This window comes from Streptomyces sp. DH-12, assembly GCF_002899455.1.
GTDB lineage: Bacteria > Actinomycetota > Actinomycetes > Streptomycetales > Streptomycetaceae > Streptomyces.
This window is the reverse complement of record NZ_PPFB01000001.1, coordinates 5,636,125-5,655,055: the sequence shown is the minus strand read 5'-3', so window position 1 is coordinate 5,655,055 and position 18,931 is coordinate 5,636,125. Positions and strand designations below refer to the sequence as shown.

The following is an 18,931-nucleotide window of genomic DNA, read 5'->3' as shown; positions in this document are numbered from 1 at the left end:
GCTCACCGCACCGGGTGGCCGGCGTCCCTGAGGGTCTGCTTGACCTCGCCGATGCGCAGGTCGCCGAAGTGGAACACCGAGGCGGCCAGCACCGCGTCCGCGCCGGCGGCGACCGCGGGCGGGAAGTCGGCGAGCCGGCCGGCGCCGCCGGAGGCGATCACGGGGATCGTGACGTGCTTGCGCACGGCGGCGATCATCTCCAGGTCGTAGCCGTCCTTGGTGCCGTCGGCGTCCATGGAGTTGAGCAGGATCTCGCCCGCGCCCAGCTCGGCGGCGCGGTGCGCCCACTCCACGGCGTCGATGCCGGTCCCGCGGCGGCCGCCGTGCGTGGTGACCTCGAAGGACCCGCCCTCGGTGCGCCGGGCGTCGACCGAGAGGACGAGCACCTGGCGGCCGAACCGCTCGGCGATCTCACGGATGAGGTCGGGCCGGGCGATGGCGGCGGTGTTCACGCCGACCTTGTCGGCGCCGGCCCGCAGCAGCTTGTCGACGTCCTCGGCGGTGCGCACGCCGCCGCCCACGGTGAGCGGGATGAACACCTGCTCGGCGGTGCGGCGGACCACGTCGTAGGTGGTCCCGCGGTTGCCGGAGGAGGCGGTGATGTCCAGGAACGTCAGCTCGTCGGCGCCCTCGGCGTCGTACACCTTGGCCATCTCGACGGGGTCGCCCGCGTCGCGCAGGTTCTGGAAGTTGACGCCCTTGACGACCCGGCCGCCGTCCACGTCCAGGCAGGGGATGACTCGGACCGCCAGGGTCATGACTCCACGGCTCCTCTGAATGCTTCGAGTTCCACTGAGACCAGTACGCGCGAGTCGACGAAGCCCTCGACCACCAGCAGCGTGGTGACCGGGCGGACCGCGTCGAACAGCTCCTTGTGCGCGCGGCAGGCCTCGTCCACGTCCCGCGCGTGGGCGAGATGGAGGCGGGTGCGGATCACGGATCCCACGCCGAGCCCGAACTGTCCGAGCGCCTCCAGCGCGTGAGTGAAGGCCGCCTTGGCCTGTTCGTACGGGTCGCCCTCCCCGTGCAGCACGTCGCCCCGGAACGCGGTGGTGCCCGCGACCAGGACGAGATCGCCGGCCGCGACGGCGCGCGCGGAGCCGAGGATCTCCTCCCAGGGGTTCCCGCTCTGCACGCGCCGCACGGCTTCCTGCGTCATCGGACCGTGTCCCGTGTCACGACGTGGCCTCCAGGGCCTCTTCCAGGGTGAACGCCTTGGCGTACAGGGCCTTCCCGACGATGGCGCCCTCGACGCCGAGCGGGACCAGCTCGGCGATCGCCCGCAGGTCGTCCAGCGACGACACCCCGCCGGAGGCGACCACCGGGCGGTCGGTGGCGGCGCAGACGTTCCTCAGCAGCTCCAGGTTGGGGCCCTGGAGGGTGCCGTCCTTGGCGATGTCGGTGACGACGTAGCGGGCGCAGCCCTCCTTGTTCAGGCGGTCCAGCGTCTCGTAGAGGTCGCCGCCGTCACGGGTCCAGCCGCGGCCGCGCAGGGTGGTGCCGCGCACGTCGAGGCCGACGGCGATCCTGTCGCCGTGCTCGGCGATGACCTTGGCGACCCACTCGGGGGTCTCCAGGGCGGCCGTGCCGAGGTTGACCCGGGTGCAGCCGGTGGCGAGGGCGGCGGCGAGGGTGTCGTCGTCGCGGATGCCACCGGACAGCTCCACCTTGATGTCCATCGCCCGGGTCACCTCCGCGATCAGCTCGCGGTTGTCGCCGGTGCCGAACGCGGCGTCCAGGTCGACCAGGTGCAGCCACTCGGCGCCGGAGCGCTGCCAGGCGAGCGCGGCCTCCAGCGGCGAGCCGTAGGAGGTCTCGGTGCCGGACTCGCCGTGCACGAGGCGGACGGCCTGGCCGTCGCGGACGTCGACGGCGGGAAGGAGTTCGAGCTTGGCCATGTCTCTACAGGGTTCCGATCCAGTTGGTGAGGAGCTGGGCGCCGGCGTCGCCGGACTTCTCGGGGTGGAACTGGGTGGCCCACAGGGCGCCGTTCTCCACGGCGGCCACGAAGGGCTTGCCGTGGGTGGTCCAGGTGACGAGCGGGGCCTCCATGGCCGGGTTCGCGGTCTCGAACGTCCAGTCGTGGACGGCGTAGGAGTGCACGAAGTAGAAGCGCGCGTCCGCGTCCAGACCGGCGAAGAGCCGGGAGCCCTCCGGGGCGTCCACGGTGTTCCAGCCCATGTGGGGCACGACGTCGGCCTGGAGGGGCTCGACCGAGCCGGGCCACTCGTCGAGGCCCTCGGCCTCGACGCCGTGCTCGATGCCGCGGGCGAAGAGGATCTGCATGCCGACGCAGATGCCCATGACCGGGCGGCCGCCGGCCAGGCGGCGGTCGACGATCCAGTCGCCGCGGGCCTCCTTGAGGCCCGTCATGCAGGCGGCGAAGGCGCCGACGCCGGGCACGAGCAGTCCGTCGGCGTTCATCGCCGTGTCGAAGTCGCGGGTGATCTCGACGTCGGCCCCGGCGCGCGCGAGGGCGCGCTCGGCGGAGCGGACGTTGCCGAAGCCGTAGTCGAAGACCACGACCTTCTTGGTGGCGCTCAAGGGCTCACACCTCCAGTTGCAGCAGGCCCGTGACGATGCAGAGCGCGGCGCCGACGGACAGCAGCACGATCAGGCTCGTCGGCATCTTCTGCTTGGCGAAGGAGATGATCCCGCCGACGAAGAAGAGGCCGAGGACGATCAGAACGGTGGACAGTCCGTTCACAGCGCGCCCTTCGTGGAGGGCAGGATGCCGGCCGCGCGCGGGTCGCGCTCACAGGCGTAGCGCAGGGCCCGGGCGAGGGCCTTGAACTGGCACTCCACGATGTGGTGGGCGTTGCGCCCGTAGGGCACGTGCACGTGCAGCGCGATCTGCGCCTGGGCGACGAAGGACTCCAGGATGTGCCGGGTCATCGTCACGTCGTAGGAGCCGATCATCGGCGCCATGTTCTCGGGCTCGGTGTGCACGAGGTAGGGGCGGCCGGAGAGGTCGACGGTGACCTGGGCGAGCGACTCGTCCAGCGGGACCGTGCAGTTGCCGAAGCGGTAGATGCCCACCTTGTCCCCGAGCGCCTGCTTGAAGGCGGCGCCGAGCGCGAGGGCGGTGTCCTCGATGGTGTGGTGGGAGTCGATGTGCAGGTCGCCCTCGGTCTTCACGGTCAGGTCGAACAGACCGTGCCGGCCGAGCTGGTCGAGCATGTGGTCGTAGAAGCCGACCCCGGTGGAGATCTCCGTCCTCCCGGTGCCGTCGAGGTCGATCTCGACGAGCACGGAGGTTTCCTTGGTGGTGCGTTCCACGCGTCCTACGCGGGTCATGCGCTCTGCTCCTTCTTGATCTCACGTACCGCGTCGAGGAACGCGTCGTTCTCGGACGGGGTGCCCGCGGTGACCCGCAGCCATCCCGGTACGCCGTTGTCCCGGACCAGGACGCCCCGGTCGAGGATCTGCCGCCATACGGCGTGGGAGTCGGGGAAGCGTCCGAACTGGACGAAGTTGGCGTCGGAGTCGGTCACCTCGTAGCCCAGGGAGCGCAGTTCGGCGACCAGCCGGTCGCGCTCCGCCTTGAGCTGCTCGACGTAGCCGAGCAGGGTGTCGGTGTGCTCCAGGGCGGCCAGCGCGGTCGCCTGGGTGACCGCCGACAGGTGGTACGGCAGCCGCACCAGCTGGACGGCGTCGACGACCGCGGGGTGCGCGGCCAGGTAGCCGAGGCGCAGGCCGGCCGCGCCGAACGCCTTCGACATGGTGCGGGAGATCACCAGGTGGGGGCGTCCGTCGAGCAGCGGCAGCAGCGAGTCGCCGTGGCTGAACTCCACGTACGCCTCGTCGACGACCACGATCGAGGGCCTGGCGGCCTGAGCGGCGTCGTACAGCGCGCGCACCGCGTCGGCGGGGACCGCGGTGCCGGTGGGGTTGTTGGGGGTGGTGACGAAGACGACGTCCGGCCGGTGCTCGGCGATCGCCTTCTCCGCGGCGGACAGGTCGAGGGAGAAGTCCTCGCCGCGCGGCCCGGGGATCCAGCCGGTGCCGGTGCCGCGCGCGATCAGGCCGTGCATCGAGTACGAGGGCTCGAAGCCGAGCGCGGTGCGGCCGGGTCCGCCGAAGGTCTGCAGCAGTTGCTGGATGACCTCGTTGGAGCCGTTGGCCGCCCACACGTTCTCCGGGGCGACCGGGTGGCCGGCGGTCTTCGTCAGGTACGCGGCCAGCCGGGTGCGCAGCTCGACCGCGTCCCGGTCGGGGTAGCGGTTGAGGTCCCGGGCGGCCTCGCGGACCCGCTCGGCGATCCGCTCGACCAGCGGCTCGGGCAGCGGGTAGGGGTTCTCGTTGGTGTTCAGCCGCACGGGGACGTCCAGCTGGGGCGCGCCGTAGGGGGACTTGCCGCGCAGCTCGTCCCGCACGGGCAGATCGTCGATGCTCACGTCGCTCACTTGTCCTCGGGCACCTTCCAGCCGAACCTGGCCTTGATCGCCGCGCCGTGCGCGGGCAGGTCCTCCGCCTCCGCCAGCGTCACCACGTGGTGCGCGACCTCGGCCAGCGCGTCCTCCGTGTAGTCGACGACGTGGATGCCGCGCAGGAAGGACTGCACGGACAGGCCCGAGGAGTGGCAGGCGCAGCCGCCGGTGGGCAGCACGTGGTTGGAGCCGGCCGCGTAGTCGCCGAGGGAGACCGGGGACCAGGGGCCGACGAAGATCGCGCCGGCGTTGCGCACCCGGTCGGCGACCGCGGCGGCGTCGGCGGTCTGGATCTCCAGGTGCTCGGCGCCGTAGGCGTCGACGACCCGCAGGCCCTCGTCGACGCCGTCGACCAGCACGATGGCGGACTGCCTGCCGCCGAGGGCGGGCGCGATCCGCTCCTCGACGTGCTTGCTGGCCCTGACCTGAGGCTCCAGCTCCTTCTCCACCGCGTCCGCGAGGTCCGGGGAGTCGGTGACCAGGACGGCGGCGGCCAGCGGGTCGTGCTCGGCCTGGCTGATCAGGTCGGAGGCGACGTGCACCGGGTCGGCCGTGGCGTCCGCGAGGATCGCGATCTCGGTCGGGCCGGCCTCGGCGTCGATGCCGATCCTGCCGGTGAAGTACCGCTTGGCGGCGGCGACCCAGATGTTGCCCGGGCCGGTGACCATGTTGGCGGGCGGGCAGGACTCGGTGCCGTACGCGAACATCGCGACGGCGGTGGCGCCGCCAGCCGCGTAGACCTCGTCGACGCCGAGCAGGGCGCAGGCGGCCAGGATGGTCGGGTGCGGCAGGCCGCCGAACTCGGCCTGGGCCGGCGAGGCGAGCGCGATCGACGGGACGCCGGCCTCCTGGGCGGGCACCGCGTTCATGATCACGGAGGACGGGTAGACGGACCGGCCGCCGGGCGCGTACAGCCCGACGCGGTCGACGGGCACCCACTTCTCGGTGACCGTGCCGCCGGGCACGACCTGGGTGGTGTGCGTGGTGCGGCGCTGCGCGCGGTGGACCAGGCGGGCCCGGCGGACCGACTCCTCCAGGGCGGCACGCACGGCCGGGTCGAGCTCCTCCAGCGCGCGCTCCAGCGCGGCGGCGGGCACCCGGACCTGGTCCAGCTTCACGCCGTCGAAGCGCTCGGCGAAGTCGATCAGCGCCGCGTCGCCGCGATGATGCACGTCCTCGCAGATGGGCCGCACCTTCTCCAGGGCGGCCGCGACGTCGAAGTCGGCACGGGGCAGCAGGTCACGCAGGGCGGAGCCCTCGGGGAGGGCGTCGCCGCGCAGGTCGATTCGCGAGATCACGTGCTCAATTCTCTCAGACCCGCTCCGGAGCACGTCCGCCCGTTCCAGTGGCTGATACGTCACCCTTCTCGTGACGGTCCGCGCTCGTTCTCGAGATCCTCTTCACTTTCCGTGTTCAACACGTCACCGTACCGGGCATGAACGGCTGTACGAAGCGATGAACCCGTGAGTAATGAGGAGGAGGGGAGTTCCGTGGCCGAGGGGGTGAGATCGCAGGACGGCGAGCCGCCGGAGCACCTGACCGCCGCGGAGGCAGGGATGTGGCAGGCCTTCCGCAACGGCAGCGTGTACGACCTGAGCTGCGGCGACGCGCTGGTCGACGACCCCCACGGAGGGCACCCCTGGGGGCCCGAGCGCACCGTCCGGGCCCGGGTGGTGTGCTGGCTGCTGCTGGACGGCCCGCCCCCGCTGGCCGGCCGCGTCTCCTCGCTGAAGCTGGTCGGCGTGCGGATCAGCGGTCCGCTGGACCTGGCCGGGGGCACGGTCGAGCCCTACGTGGAGATGCACGGCTGCCGTTTCGAGCGGGACGTGCTGCTGCCGGAGGCGCGGTTCACCACGTTGCGGCTGGTGGACTGCTCCGTACCCCGGCTGGAGGCCGCCCGGCTGAGCACCGAGGGCGATCTGCACCTGCCGCGCTGCCGCTTCCTGGGCGGCATCCGGCTCACCGACGCCCGGATCGGCACGGACCTGCTGCTCAACCAGGCGGTCGTGCACCGCGACCGCAGCGGCCGCTCCATAGCCGGCGACGGGATGAGCGTCGGCCAGGACCTCCAGGCGGAGATGCTGGAGTCGTACGGCGAGCTGAGCCTGCGCGGCGCCACCGTCGGTGTGTCCATGAGCCTGCGCGGCGCACGGCTGGTCAACCCGCACGCCCGGCTCGCGCTGAACGCGCCGCAGCTGACCGTCGAGCGCTCGCTGTACCTGACGCCGGCCGGGGTGGGGGCGCACGCCCGCAGCGGCATGACCCCCGCGCGGGGCACGCGCATCCAGCGGTTCACGTGCGAGGGCGGGATCCGGCTGGACGACGGACGGTTCGGGGACGCGGTCGACTTCGAGGGGGCCTCGTTCACCTTCACCGACGAGCAGGAGCTGTCGCTGCGCCGGGTGCAGACCCCGGAGCTGCGCTTCCTCGGGCAGCGGCCGGCGCGCGGACGGGTGGTGCTGTCGGGGGCGCGGGTGGTGAACCTGGTGGACCGGGCGGACAGCTGGCCCGGACCCGGCCGGCTGCACATGGGCGGCTTCGCCTACGAGAACCTGGTGCCGCGCGGCCCGTTCCCGCTGGCGCTGCGGCTGCGCTGGGTGGACGTGGCGAGCGCCGAGTACACCCCGGAGCCGTACGAGCGGCTGGCGGCCGTGCTGCGGGGGAGCGGGGCGGACGAGGACGCCCGCGAGGTGCTGCTGGCCAAGCAGCGGCGGCGCCGCGAGAGCCTGCCGCTCGCCGCGAAGCTCTGGGGCTACGCGCAGGACTGGACGGTCGCCTACGGGTACCGCCCGGGCCGGGCGGCGGTGTGGATGGCGGTGCTGTGGGCGGCCGGTTCGGTGGTCTTCGCACGGGCGGACCATCCGCCGCTGAAGGCCGGCGAGCACCCGGCCTGGAACCCGGCGCTGTTCGCCCTGGACCTGCTGCTCCCGGTGATCGACCTGGGGCAGGTGGGGTTCTGGCAGCTGCGCGGCGGCTGGCAGTGGCTGTCGACGGCGTTCATCCTGCTGGGCTGGGTCCTGGCGACGACGGTGGCGGCGGGGGCGACCCGCACGCTGCGGCGTACGTGAGTGACCGCGCCCCTCCGGGGCGCGGGGGACTGCGCGGCGTCCGAGCGGACACGCGGCGCCTCGAGACCGGGGATGCGTGCGCCGGGTGGGGCCGCCGAGACCCTGGTCACCTGGGGAGCCGTCCGCTTTTTACCGGCCCTTGACCGGCGCCCGTACAACTTTCCATGAGTTCCGCGTGGGGTCTGGCGCGGCCATGACCTGCGGTCTTTCAATGGTCGACACCATGGCTCTGCTGCACGCGTTCACCCGCACGTCACGGGTGCGAGGAAAGCGGACGGGCGCCGCGCCCCCCGCTCCGGTCACGCTGCCCGCCGATGACGAGGTGCTCCTCGACGTGCCGGACGACGCCCTGGGCCGGGCGCTGGTCGGGGCCGCGGCCGGCGACCACGCGCCCGCCGCCGGACTCCTCGTCGCCACCCGCCGCCAGGCCGCCTGGGAGCACCGCGACCGCTACGTGCGCCGACTGGCCGCGTTCGCGCGGTCGCGGCCCGAGTGGCTGGACGCCTGGCGGGCCCGCGCCCCGCGCGACCCGGACGCGCTGCTGCTGGACGCCCAGCGGGCGGTGGACCGGGTCTGGGACTCGCCGGCCCGCGCCGAGCTGCTGCGCGAGGTGAGCCCGCTGATCACCGCGGCCGCCCGCGCCGACCACCGCGACCCGGTGCCGTGGCGGCTGGCCCTGGACCACGCGCGCGGCGCGCGCGCCGGACACACCTACTTCGAGGAGCTGTGGGAGGCGGCGGTGCGGCGCGCCCCGCACCATCACGGCTGCCATGTGGCGGCCCTGCGCTACCTGGCGTCCTCCTGGCACGGCTCGCACCGCGAGTGCTTCGACTTCGCCGACACGGCCGCGCAGGACGCGCCGGAGGACTCGCTCACCCAGGCACTGCCGCTGCGGGCGGCGTTCGGCTACCTCACCGACGGCTGCGGCCCGGCCGTGGAACGGGCCCGGCTGGACGCGGCCGCCGACCGGGCGGCCGCCCTGTCGGCGCGGCTGCCGGCGGCCCAGCCGTGGCCGGCCGAGCTGCGCAATCTGCTGGCCTACGTCCTGGTCCGGCTGGGGCGCCGGCGGGACGCTCTGGAGCAGTTCCGGCTGACCGGCCCGTACGCCACGTCCCTCCCCTGGGACCGGGACGCGGACGACCCGCTGGGGCGGTTCCTGGAGGTCCGTCAGGACGTGCTGCGGGCGGTCGCGTCGGGCGCCGAAGCGGCCGGACCGGACGCCTCCAGCGCCGTCCCCGGGCGTCCGGGGAGCGAACGGCGCGGACGGCCGGGCCCCGGCGGCCATTAGGCTCTTGCGACGTGACCACCGTCCGGCTTCCGCTCTTCCCCCTGAACACGGTGCTGTTCCCGGGGCTCGTGCTCCCGCTCAACGTCTTCGAGGAGCGTTATCGCGCCATGATGCGCGAGCTGCTGAAGACCCCGGAGGACGAGCCACGGCGGTTCGCCGTGGTGGCGATCCGGGACGGCCACGAGGTGGCGCCGAGCGCCCCCGGCCTGCCCGACCCCACGGCCGTGCCCGAGCGGGGCCCGGCGGCCGGCTTCGGCGCGGACCCGCTGCGCGCCTTCCACAAGGTGGGCTGTGTCGCCGACGCGGCGACGATCCGCGAGCGGCCCGACGGCACCTTCGAGGTGCTGGCGACCGGCACCACCCGGGTGCGGCTGCTGTCGGTCGACGCCTCCGGCCCCTTCCTCACGGCCGGTCTGGAGCCGCTGGAGGAGGACCCGGGCGAGGAGGCGGGGACGCTCGCGGAGGGCGTGCTGCGGGCGTTCCGGCAGTACCAGAAGCGGCTGGCCGGGGCGCGGGAGCGGTCGCTGTCCTCCGACACGGAACTGCCGGACGAACCCAGCGTGGTGTCGTACCTGGTCGCCGCCGCGATGATGCTGGACACACCGACCCGGCAGCGGCTCCTCCAGGCGCCGGACACCGCGTCCCGGCTGCACGACGAGCTGAAATTGCTGCGCGCCGAGACGGCGATCATCCGTAATCTTCCGTCGTTGCCCGCGTCGGATCTGACGCGGGCGCCGACGAGTCTCAACTGACGCTTACGGAGCGGCGACCGGTATGGCCAAGAAGTCCAGGAAGCAGCAGTCGGGCGGCACGCCCGCCACAGTGGCGCTCACCGCGGCCGGGGTGCCGTTCACGGTGCACTCCTACGACCACGACCCCTCCCACCCGAGCTACGGCGAGGAGGCCGCCGAGGCGATGGGCGTCTCCCCCGACCGGGTCTTCAAGACGCTGGTGGCGGACGTCGACGGCGCCCTGACCGTGGCGGTGGTGCCGGTCGCGGGCCAACTGGACCTCAAGGCGCTCGCCTCGGCGGCCGGCGGCAAGCGGGCGGCGATGGCCGACCCGGCGCTGGCGGAGCGCACCACCGGCTATGTGCGGGGCGGCATCTCGCCGCTGGGCCAGCGCAAGAAGCTGCCGACGGTGCTGGACGAGTCCGCGCGCCGGCACGAGACGATCTGCGTCTCGGCGGGCCGCCGCGGCCTGGAGGTCGAACTCGCCCCCGACGACCTGGCGCACCTGACGTCGGCGACCCTGGCGCCGATCGGCCGGGTGTAGCGCGGCCCCGCGCGCGGGCCGGGGCCCGACGCCGTCCGGCCCCGGCCCGCGTGCGGGCCCCGCACGACGACGTCACGCCCGAGCCCGAACCGGGTACCCGGACCCCGCGACGGCGCCCCGCCGGCCCCGCACGGCGCTCCCCTCGGACCCGAGACAGCACACGCACCCCGCCGCGACCGCGACACGCTCCGCGCGCCGAAGCCCCTCACGACAGCGGCCCGTCGAGCCGGACGGCGTCCACCGGGCCCGCCGACGACGCCACGCCCGAGCCCGAACCCCGTACCCGGACCCCGCGACGGCGCTCCGCCGGCCCCGCACGGCGCGTCGGTCGGGCGCGGGCGCGGACACCACGGGGCGGCGTGCCGCCGTAAGACCGCGGCGCGGCCTGTTCCGTACGCGGCCGACGGCACCCGTGCCCTCGGCCAGGTGCGGAAGGCAGGTCGAAGCGGACGCGCGAGCGCAGGTGGCGGGCCAGGGAGCGGCGGGCGGACCACGGGTCCGGCCTGGCCGAAGGCGCGGTGCCGGGCGGCGCCCTTACGCGGTCCGCTGCGGCTGCTGCGCGTTCGGCGGCGACCACTCCTCCGGGTCGCGCGGCCCGAACAGCGCCGTCAGGCCGAGGTGGAACACCAGCGCCGCGAACGGCCACGCCAGCAGCGCGCCCTTCGCGTTCAGCTTCAGCGGGGCGTCGAAGGTGACGCCCTTCCCCGCGCTCCTGGCCTGCGCGATCACGTCCTGCGAGGGGCCGAGCCACACCCCGAGCCGCCACGCCAGCACCGACCCGAGCAGCCCGCCGACCGCCAGCGCCACCACCAGCGGGACGCCGCCGCGCCGCCGCACCAGGAACACCGCCAGGGCGCTCAGCGCGCCGCAGGCCAGGGCGATGAGCGTGAACGTGCCGTCCACCCCGATGCTCTGCTCGCCCTCGGAGTCCCGGAGATAGACCACCCAGGCGTCACCGGACGCGTCGCCCACCAGCGGCACGCGCGGCGCCAGCCACCACCACAGCACCCCGAGCAGCACTCCGCCGAGCGCCACCGCCACGGCCGCCACGGCCGCCTCCCGGATCTCCTTCGCCGTCCCGATGCCGTCCTCGTCGTGCCGCCGGCCGTGCCGGGGGTGCGCGGCGTCGCCGGGCTTCCCGTCGTAGCGGTGCGCGCCGGCGGCGGGAGCGCCGGACGGCGGCTGCCACGGGTCGTGCGCGGAGGAGTGGTGCGCGGAGGGGTCGTGCGGTGGCGGGGGTGTCAGAGGTGCGCTCACCCTGCCATCGTGCCAGGCGTGGCTGTGCGGCGCGTCACCGGACGGCGGCCCTGCGGTACGCCCAGGTCGCCACGGCCAGTGAGATCACCCCGACCATTCCGCACACGGCGAGGTCGCCGAGCACGTGGGCCCAGTCGGGGTGCGGGGCGAAGGTCCGGGCGAAGGCCTCGACGCCGTACGTCGACGGCAGCAGGTCGCGGGCGAGGCGGACCGCCTCCGGCATCCGCTCCGGCGGCAGCACGCCGAGCAGCAGCGCCGCGGACATGCCGAGCTGGCCGAGCAGGGTGGCCAGCTCGGGGCGGGGGGCGAGCAGGCCGAGGGCCGCGCCGAGCCCGGCGAGCGCGGCGCCCGCGAGGGGGATGACCGCGGCCAGGATCCACAGGTGGGCGAGCGGCAGCCCGAACAGGGCGCATCCGAAGACGGCGGTCACGACGGTCCCGGGGACGGTGAACGACGCGTAGGCGCCGGCCGCGCCCAGCACCACGGCCGCGGGCGGCACGGGCAGGGTGGCGTAGTGGTCGAGCCCGCCGCTCGCGCGGAGCTGGCCGAAGTACTGCGCGAGCAGGTTGAGCGCGACGAAGGCGACGACCAGCACGGACGAGCCGGCCACCACGGCCCGCGCCTCGCCGCCGCCGTCGACGACCCCGCGCATCAGGATCATGATCCCGACGGACTGGAAGGTCGCCACGAAGAGCAGCGGGATCCGCGCCACCCGGGCCCGGGACAGCTGCGCCCGGTACACGGCCGCCAGGGACGGCCACAGCCGCGCACGGGGGCCGAGCGCGGCGGGTCGCGGCGCGACGGCCTCCTCCTCCGCGGTCAGGACGCCGGCCGGCAGGGCGCCGGCGGGTACGACACTCACGTCGTGCTGCTCCCCTTCGCTCGGGAATCCGTCCGGAGCCGCTCCGGAGGTCGCCCCGTTCCGTACGGATGACACGGTCCGTGTGCTCACGCCTTCACCAGTCCCTGTCGCACGGCGCCGCCCAGCGCCAGGTACACGTCCTCCAGGCTGGGCGTGGCCAGCGTGAAGTCGTCGAGGGCCGCGAAGGCGGCGCCGCCGGTGACGGTGGCGACGACGGTGCGGGCCTCCTGGGGCGCCAGCCGCAGGGTCCAGCGGCGGCCGGACTCGACGGCCCGGTCGCGCAGCGCGGCCACCTCGGGCACGTGCAGCGGCGCGGCCTCGCGCCACACCAGCTCGACCCGGACCTCCCCGGCGACCTGTTCCTTCAGCCCGGCCGGGGTGTCGCAGGCGATGACCCGGCCGCGGTCGAGCACGGCGACCCGGTCGAGCACGGTCTCGGCCTCGATGACGTTGTGGGTGACCAGCAGCACCGTGGTGCCGTGCTCCGCGCGCCGCCGGTCGACGGCGGACCACACGGCACGCCGCGCCACGGGGTCCATGCCGGTGGTGGGCTCGTCGAGCACCAGCAGGGGCCGCTCCCCCACCAGCGCGGCGGCGAAGCAGGCGAGCCGGCGCTGGCCCCCGGAGAGTCTGCGCAGCGGGCGGGAGGCGATCGTGCCGAGCCCCAGCTCACCGAGCACGGCGTCGCGCTCGGCGCGCGCCCGCCGGGCGTCGAGCCCGCGCAGCCGGCCGGTGGTCTCGGCGGCCAGGGACACGGTCAGCTCGTCCAGGGCGCTGGACTCCTGCCCGAGGTAGGCGAGGATGCGGGAGGCCCGCTCGGGGTGGCGGACGATGTCGTGGCCGAGGATCTCGACGCTGCCGCTGTCGGGCCGCATCAGGCCGGTCATCTGCCGTACGAGGGTGGACTTTCCGGCGCCGTTCGGGCCGAGCAGGCCGAAGATCTCACCGCGCCCGATGTCGAGGGCGACGTCGTCGGTGGCGCGCACCTCGGGCGTCGCCGGGACCCCGCGCCGTCCGCGCACCGCCGGATAGGTCTTGGTCAGCCCGCGCACCGCACACACGACGTCACCACCGTGCCGATGTCCCTGTGCCGCGCGCGTACTCACAAGGGACGAGCCTACGGGGTCGCCCCCGTCCCCCCGCCCTCGGGTCACCCTTCCGCCCGGCCCCGGCCGGGGGACGCACGGGACATCAGGGGAGGGATCGGCGCCCCCTCGACGGAACGACCGCCTGAACACCGAGCGGGGCGGCGGGCAGCGGGGTCCCGTCCTCCTCGGCCCCGCGTACCCGGCGCCTGACGGGCCGGCACACCGGTGGCCGGCGCGGAACCCGCTGAACCGGCGACGGGAGGCGCCGGGCGCTCACTCCCCCGCGGAGGCCCGTTCCGTGCCGGTGCGGGTGTCCAGCTCACGCCAGAAACCCGCCCGGATGGCGTAGCGGTCGCGTTCGTCGATCTGGTCGTCCTTGTGGGCGAGCAGGCCGAAGCGGGCCGCGTAGCGCAGCAGCTCGCCGTCGATGCGGTGCGGGATGCGCGGGTACATGGCGGACAGCTTCCGGACGTGGCTCTGGTCGCCGAGCCGTTCCACCCAGCGGCGGGCGAAGACCTGGCCCACCTCGAACGGGTCGCCGCCGACGGTGGTGATGTCCTCCTCGCGGTCGGCCCAGCGCTGCTCGGCCGTGGTGAGCTGGGCCAGCGTCGGCATGGACGCGGCCTCCGGCGGCTCGGCGACCGGGCGGTCCACCCAGCCCTTGTCGGAGGACCAGCGCAGGGTCGCGGAGGCCGGCTGCTGCGGCTGGTGCGGGCCGGGGTGGCGCAGCGCTGCCAGGTCCTTCGGGGTGGGGACGCCCTTGACGGCGGGCGCGCGCTCGGCCGTGCCGTTGTGCGCGGCGGCGGCCGGGTGGCGCGGCTCGGGCGGGGTGCGCTCGGCGGCCGGGGCGAGGGCGGAGTCGGGCAGCGGGGCGGAGAGGATCGCGGCGATCTCGGGCCGGGGCACGGGCGGCGGGGCGCACACCCCGCCGATCTCCTTGGCGCGGACGGCCTGGGTGATCCACGCCCGGTCCAGCACCCGGCGCTCGTCGGCCTCGGCGACCAGGTCCTCGGACTGGTTGTAGTCGCCGTCGGCGGCCTGCACGGCCCACAGGTGCACGGCGACGCCGTGCTCCTTGGCGGCCATCATGCCCGGCAGCAGATCGCCGTCGCCGGTGACCAGGACGATGTCGGAGCAGGCGCGGTTGCGGGCGAGTTCGGTCAGTTCGGCGTGCATCGCCGCGTCCACGCCCTTCTGCGCCCAGCGCCCGTCGCTGCGGGTCAGCGCGCCGAGCCGGACGGTGACCCGGGGCATCACACGCAGGCGGCGGTGCTCGGGCTGCGGCACGCGGTCGGGGGCGCCGTCGAACCAGTAGATGCGCAGCAGCGGCCGGCGCGTGTCGCCCTCGGCGCGGTCACGCAGTCCCTGGATCAGGGCGGCGTGGTCCACGGTGATGCGGGACCGCGAGGGCTCCCCGGCGAGGAGACTGGCGGCGGCCCCCAGCAGATACCCGGCGTCCACCAGGACGATGCAGCGGTCCACGCGATCCACCCTCTTTCCGGGAGGTTTGGCTTCGGGCTTCCTTCGAGTCTGCCCGACCCCGCCGGTCTTAACGGCCCGAACTCGATCTTCGGCGTGGCGTTTCCACACTTCCTCCCCCGACCACGCCCGTCACGGACGGTAATTGTCCGACATGCGTGGGTCATCGGCTTATGTGAATCTGAATCCGGCCCTGGCCCCTAGTCCCCACAGGAGGCACCACCATGGCCAAGAACAAGAACCGTGACCGTAAGCAGCCCCAGGCCGAGCGCGCTCCGCGCGCCGCGCAGACCTCCACCCTGGAGATCCCGGACGAGCAGCTCACCACGCAGGCCGTGCCCGGAGAGGGCGGCCGCGGCAAGGGCCGGCAGAAGCGCTTCGGCCACAACTGACACCGGTGCGAAGGGCCGTTGCGGCCCGGCCGTACAGGAAGAGGGGCGCACCCGTCGCGGGTGCGCCCCTCCGGCGCGTCGGGGGCGGCGCCTAACCGGTCAGGCAGGACGGGCCGAGCAGCACCTTCAGGTCGCCGAACAGGGCGGGATCGGGCTTGACCCGGTGCCGGTCGAGCCGCAGCACCGTCGTCCTCGTCGGCCCCTGCAGCTTGATGCGGACCTCGCTGTCGCCCTTGTGGTGGGTGAGGATCTCCCCGAGCCGGCTGACCATGGGCGGGGTCACGCGCGTCGCCGGGATGGTCAGCACGACGGGCGCGTTGGCGCCCGCGTTGGACAGGTCGGGGACCATCAGCTCCATGGCGACCAGCCGGGGCACGTCCTCGCGCTTGTCGAGCCGCCCCTTCACGAACACCACGGCGTCCTCGACCAGTTGCGTCGAGACGAGCTGGTAGGTCGCCGGGAAGAACATGCACTCGATGGAGCCCGCGAGGTCCTCCACGGTGGCGATCGCCCAGGCGTTGCCCTGCTTGGTCATCTTGCGCTGGAGGCCGGAGATGATGCCGCCGATGGTGACCACCGCGCCGTCGCCGAAGTCACCGCCGGTGAGCTGGGAGATGCCCGCGTCGGCCTTGTCGGACAGCACGTGCTCCAGCCCGAACAGCGGGTGGTCGGAGACGTACAGGCCGAGCATCTCGCGCTCCTGCGCGAGCAGGTACGTCTTGTCCCACTCCTCGTCGGTGAACTGCACGTCGAGGCCGAAGCCGGGCTCGTCGCTCTCCTCCTCGCCCATGCCGCCGAAGAGGTCGAACTGTCCCTCGGCCTCCTTGCGCTTGACCGCCACCACGTTGTCGATCATCGGCTCGTACTGGGCGGTGAGGCCCTTGCGGGTGTGGCCCAGGGAGTCGAAGGCGCCGGCCTTGATCAGCGACTCGGTGGTGCGCTTGTTGCAGACGACCGCGTCGACCTTGTCGAGGTAGTCCGGGAAGGACGTGTACTTCCCCTTGGCCTTGCGGCACTTGATGATCGACTCCACGACGTTGGTGCCGACGTTGCGCACCGCGGAGAGGCCGAAGAGGATCACGTCGTCGCCCTGCGCGGCGAAGTTGGACTCGGACTCGTTGACGTTCGGCGGGAGCACCCGGATGCCCATGCGGCGGCACTCGTTGAGGTAGACCGCGGACTTGTCCTTGTCGTCCTTCACCGAGGTGAGCAGCGCCGCCATGTACTCGGCGGGGTGGTTCGCCTTGAGGTAGGCGGTCCAGTAGGACACCAGGCCGTACGCGGCGGAGTGCGCCTTGTTGAAGGCGTAGCCGGCGAACGGCACCAGCACGTCCCACAGCGCCTGGATCGCCTCGTCGCTGTAGCCGTTCTTGCGGGCGCCGGCCTGGAAGATGACGAAGTTCTTCTCCAGCTCCTCCGGCTTCTTCTTGCCCATCACGCGGCGGAGGATGTCGGCCTCGCCGAGCGAGTAGCCGGCGATGATCTGGGCGGCCTTCTGCACCTGCTCCTGGTAGACGATCAGGCCGTAGGTGACGTCCAGGACCTCCTTGAGCGGCTCCTCCAGCTCGGGGTGGATCGGGGTGATCTCCTGCTGGCCGTTCTTGCGCAGCGCGTAGTTGGTGTGCGAGTTCATGCCCATCGGGCCCGGCCGGTACAGGGCCGACACGGCGGAGATGTCCTCGAAGTTGTCCGGCTTCATCAGCCGGAGCAGGGAGCGCATGGGGCCGCCGTCGAACTGGAAGACGCCGAGGGTGTCGCCGCGCTGGAGCAGTTCGAAGGTCGTCGGGTCGTCCAGGGGCAGCGACAGCAGGTCGATGTCGATGCCCTTGTTCGCCTTCACCATCTTGACGGCGTCGTCCATGATGGTGAGGTTGCGCAGGCCCAGGAAGTCCATCTTCAGCAGGCCGAGCGACTCGCAGCTCGGGTAGTCCCACTGCGTGATGGTGACGCCGTCGGTGTGCCGGACCCAGACCGGGACGTGGTCGGTGATCGTCTCGCTGGACATGATCACGCCGGCCGCGTGCACGCCCATCTGCCGGACCAGGCCCTCGACGCCCTTGGCGGTGTCGATGACCTTCTTCACGTCCGGCTCGTTCTCGTACATCGACCGGACCTCGCCCGCCTCCGAGTAGCGGGGGTGGTTCGGGTCGGTGATGCCGGACAGCGGGATGCCCTTGCCGAGGACGTCGGCGGGCATCGCCTTGGTGATGCGGTCGCCCATCGCGTACGGGTAGCCCAGCACGCGCGCGGAGTCCTTGATGGCGTTCTTCGCCTTGATGGTGCCGTAGGTGCCGATCATGGCGACCTTGTCGGCGCCGTACTTCTCGGTCACGTAGCGGATCACCTCGACGCGCCGGCGCTCGTCGAAGTCGATGTCGACATCCGGCATGGAGATGCGCTCGGGGTTGAGGAACCGCTCGAAGATCAGGCCGTGCGGGATCGGGTCGAGGTCGGTGATGCCGAGGGCGTAGGCGACGATCGAGCCGGCCGCGGAGCCACGGCCGGGGCCGACCGCGATGCCCTGCTTCTTGGCCCACATGATGAAGTCGGCGACCACGAGGAAGTAGCCCGGGAAGCCCATCGAGATGATGGTGTCCATCTCGTACTCGACCTGCTTCATGCGGTCGTCCGGGATGCCGTCCGGGAAGCGGCGGTTCATGCCGCGCATGACTTCCTCGCGGAACCAGCTGACCTCCGTGTACCCCTCCGGGATGTCGAACTTGGGCATCAGGTCGCGCTTTTCGAACATGCCCGTGGTGTCGACCATCTCGGCGATCAGCCGGGTGTTGGCGCAGCCCTGCTGCCAGGCGTCCGAGGAGTCGATGGCGTACATCTCCTCCGTGGACTTCAGGTAGTAGCCGGTGCCGTCGAACTTGAAGCGGTCGGGGTCGGAGAGGTTCTTGCCGGTCTGGATGCACAGCAGCGCGTCGTGCGCCGCCGCCTCGTGCGCGTAGGTGTAGTGCGAGTCGTTGGTGACCAGCGGGGGGATGCCGAGCTTCTTGCCGATCTCCAGCAGGCCGTCGCGGACCCGGTGCTCGATGTCGATGCCGTGGTCCATCAGCTCCAGGAAGTAGCGGTCCTTGCCGAAGATGTCCTGGTAGTCGGCGGCCGCCTTGAGGGCCTCGTCGAAGTGGCCGAGGCGCAGCCGGGTCTGCACCTCGCCGGAGGGGCAGCCGGTGGAGGCGACGATGCCCTCCGACCACCGGGCGATGGTCTCCTTGTCCATCCGGGGCCACTTCTGCAGCCAGCCCTCGGCGTAGGCGTCGGAGGAGAGCCGGAAGAGGTTGTGCAGACCGGTGCTGTTCACCGCCCACATGGTCTTGTGGGTGTAGCCGCCGGAACCGGAGACGTCGTCCCGCTTCTGGTGCGGCTGGCCCCACTGGATCTTGCGCTTGTTGCGCCGGGACTCGGGGGCGACGTACGCCTCGATGCCGATGATCGGGGTGACCCCGGCCTTCTGCGCGGAATGGAAGAAGTCGTACGCCCCGTGCAGGTTGCCGTGGTCGGACATGGCGATGTGCGTCATGCCCATCTCGTTGCAGGCGTCGAACATGTCCTTCAGCCGCGCGGCACCGTCCAGCAGCGAGTACTGGGTGTGGACGTGCAGGTGCGTGAACGGCGGCTTCGACACGGTGCGGCCTCCAGGTGCTGCGGGCGGCAGAGGGACGGACGGGGACAGCCTCGAAGTCTATGCCCCGGCACTGACACCCGACGCCCGTCCCCGCGTACCTCCGGGCGGGTCGCGGGCACTCCCGCGGCCCGCCGCGCGTTGGGCCTTTCGTCCGGGTCGGG

At 73.0% G+C, this 18,931-nt stretch carries 18 protein-coding genes; 5 read left to right on the top strand and 13 right to left on the bottom strand.

Annotated features, from left to right (window positions below; all coding sequences use genetic code 11):
• Positions 1-2 precede the first annotated feature (2 nt).
• Genes hisF through hisD form a run of 8 tightly spaced genes read right to left on the bottom strand, consistent with a single transcriptional unit; the run spans position 3 to position 5,728 of the window.
• A complete protein-coding gene (gene hisF, locus C1708_RS24345) occupies positions 3-758 on the bottom strand; it encodes an imidazole glycerol phosphate synthase subunit HisF (RefSeq protein ID WP_106414670.1) in 756 nt (251 codons plus the stop codon).
• Positions 755-1,159 carry a Rid family hydrolase gene (locus C1708_RS24340; protein ID WP_106414669.1) on the bottom strand — a complete coding sequence of 135 codons (405 nt, stop codon included), beginning with the start codon at positions 1,157-1,159 and terminating at the stop codon, positions 755-757. Before C1708_RS24340 ends, hisF begins: the two co-directional genes overlap by 4 nt.
• A 16-nt stretch (positions 1,160-1,175) precedes the next feature.
• Positions 1,176-1,898 (bottom strand): bifunctional 1-(5-phosphoribosyl)-5-((5-phosphoribosylamino)methylideneamino)imidazole-4-carboxamide isomerase/phosphoribosylanthranilate isomerase PriA, encoded by a 723-nt coding sequence (gene priA, locus C1708_RS24335; RefSeq protein WP_106414668.1) that lies wholly within the window; start codon positions 1,896-1,898, stop codon positions 1,176-1,178.
• 4 nt (positions 1,899-1,902) lie between these two features.
• Complete coding sequence (gene hisH / locus C1708_RS24330; RefSeq protein WP_106414667.1) at positions 1,903-2,544, bottom strand: imidazole glycerol phosphate synthase subunit HisH; 642 nt, start codon at positions 2,542-2,544, stop codon at positions 1,903-1,905.
• A 4-nt stretch (positions 2,545-2,548) separates the two neighbouring features.
• Positions 2,549-2,707, bottom strand: coding sequence for a CG2302 family histidine operon protein (locus C1708_RS34480; RefSeq protein WP_198602581.1), 159 nt, complete (start codon positions 2,705-2,707; stop codon positions 2,549-2,551).
• Positions 2,704-3,297, bottom strand: coding sequence for an imidazoleglycerol-phosphate dehydratase HisB (hisB, locus tag C1708_RS24325; RefSeq protein ID WP_106414666.1), 594 nt, complete (start codon positions 3,295-3,297; stop codon positions 2,704-2,706). The genes C1708_RS34480 and hisB overlap by 4 nt, the downstream gene beginning before the upstream one ends.
• Entirely contained in the window at positions 3,294-4,406 is a 1,113-nt protein-coding gene (locus C1708_RS24320; RefSeq protein WP_106414665.1) for a histidinol-phosphate transaminase, read from the bottom strand. The genes hisB and C1708_RS24320 overlap by 4 nt, the downstream gene beginning before the upstream one ends.
• Positions 4,403-5,728 carry a histidinol dehydrogenase gene (hisD, locus tag C1708_RS24315; protein ID WP_106414664.1) on the bottom strand — a complete coding sequence of 442 codons (1,326 nt, stop codon included), beginning with the start codon at positions 5,726-5,728 and terminating at the stop codon, positions 4,403-4,405. Before hisD ends, C1708_RS24320 begins: the two co-directional genes overlap by 4 nt.
• A gap of 192 nt (positions 5,729-5,920) precedes the next feature.
• Between hisD and C1708_RS24310 the strand changes: the two genes are divergently transcribed.
• The 4 genes from C1708_RS24310 to ybaK all read left to right on the top strand — a co-directional run bounded on the left by C1708_RS24310 (position 5,921) and on the right by ybaK (position 10,061).
• Positions 5,921-7,498, top strand: a complete 1,578-nt coding sequence (locus tag C1708_RS24310; RefSeq protein ID WP_106414663.1) for an oxidoreductase — start codon at positions 5,921-5,923, stop codon at positions 7,496-7,498.
• A gap of 211 nt (positions 7,499-7,709) precedes the next feature.
• Complete coding sequence (locus C1708_RS24305; protein WP_106414662.1) at positions 7,710-8,786, top strand: hypothetical protein; 1,077 nt, start codon at positions 7,710-7,712, stop codon at positions 8,784-8,786.
• A gap of 11 nt (positions 8,787-8,797) precedes the next feature.
• A complete protein-coding gene (locus C1708_RS24300; RefSeq protein WP_106414661.1) occupies positions 8,798-9,538 on the top strand; it encodes an LON peptidase substrate-binding domain-containing protein in 741 nt (246 codons plus the stop codon).
• A 22-nt stretch (positions 9,539-9,560) separates the two neighbouring features.
• Positions 9,561-10,061: a Cys-tRNA(Pro) deacylase gene (gene ybaK, locus C1708_RS24295; RefSeq protein ID WP_106414660.1), complete on the top strand. Its 501-nt coding sequence runs from the start codon at positions 9,561-9,563 to the stop codon at positions 10,059-10,061.
• Between the two features lie 534 nt (positions 10,062-10,595).
• Here the strand turns inward: ybaK and C1708_RS24290 are convergent.
• The 4 genes from C1708_RS24290 to C1708_RS24275 all read right to left on the bottom strand — a co-directional run bounded on the left by C1708_RS24290 (position 10,596) and on the right by C1708_RS24275 (position 14,750).
• Positions 10,596-11,318, bottom strand: a complete 723-nt coding sequence (locus C1708_RS24290; RefSeq protein WP_106414659.1) for an AAA family ATPase — start codon at positions 11,316-11,318, stop codon at positions 10,596-10,598.
• Positions 11,319-11,352: 34 nt separating this feature from the next.
• Positions 11,353-12,180, bottom strand: coding sequence for an ABC transporter permease (locus C1708_RS24285; protein WP_106414658.1), 828 nt, complete (start codon positions 12,178-12,180; stop codon positions 11,353-11,355).
• 86 nt (positions 12,181-12,266) lie between these two features.
• Positions 12,267-13,241: an ABC transporter ATP-binding protein gene (locus C1708_RS24280; RefSeq protein ID WP_106414657.1), complete on the bottom strand. Its 975-nt coding sequence runs from the start codon at positions 13,239-13,241 to the stop codon at positions 12,267-12,269.
• Positions 13,242-13,541: 300 nt separating this feature from the next.
• On the bottom strand, positions 13,542-14,750 hold the full coding sequence (locus C1708_RS24275; RefSeq protein ID WP_106414656.1) for an NYN domain-containing protein: 1,209 nt from the start codon (positions 14,748-14,750) through the stop codon (positions 13,542-13,544).
• A gap of 221 nt (positions 14,751-14,971) precedes the next feature.
• Between C1708_RS24275 and C1708_RS34475 the strand changes: the two genes are divergently transcribed.
• On the top strand, positions 14,972-15,139 hold the full coding sequence (locus tag C1708_RS34475) for a hypothetical protein (RefSeq protein ID WP_198602580.1): 168 nt from the start codon (positions 14,972-14,974) through the stop codon (positions 15,137-15,139).
• A gap of 91 nt (positions 15,140-15,230) precedes the next feature.
• On the opposite strand, the gene dnaE is transcribed toward C1708_RS34475, so the two are convergent.
• Positions 15,231-18,770, bottom strand: coding sequence for a DNA polymerase III subunit alpha (gene dnaE, locus C1708_RS24270; protein ID WP_106414655.1), 3,540 nt, complete (start codon positions 18,768-18,770; stop codon positions 15,231-15,233).
• Between the last annotated feature and the right edge of the window lie 161 nt (positions 18,771-18,931).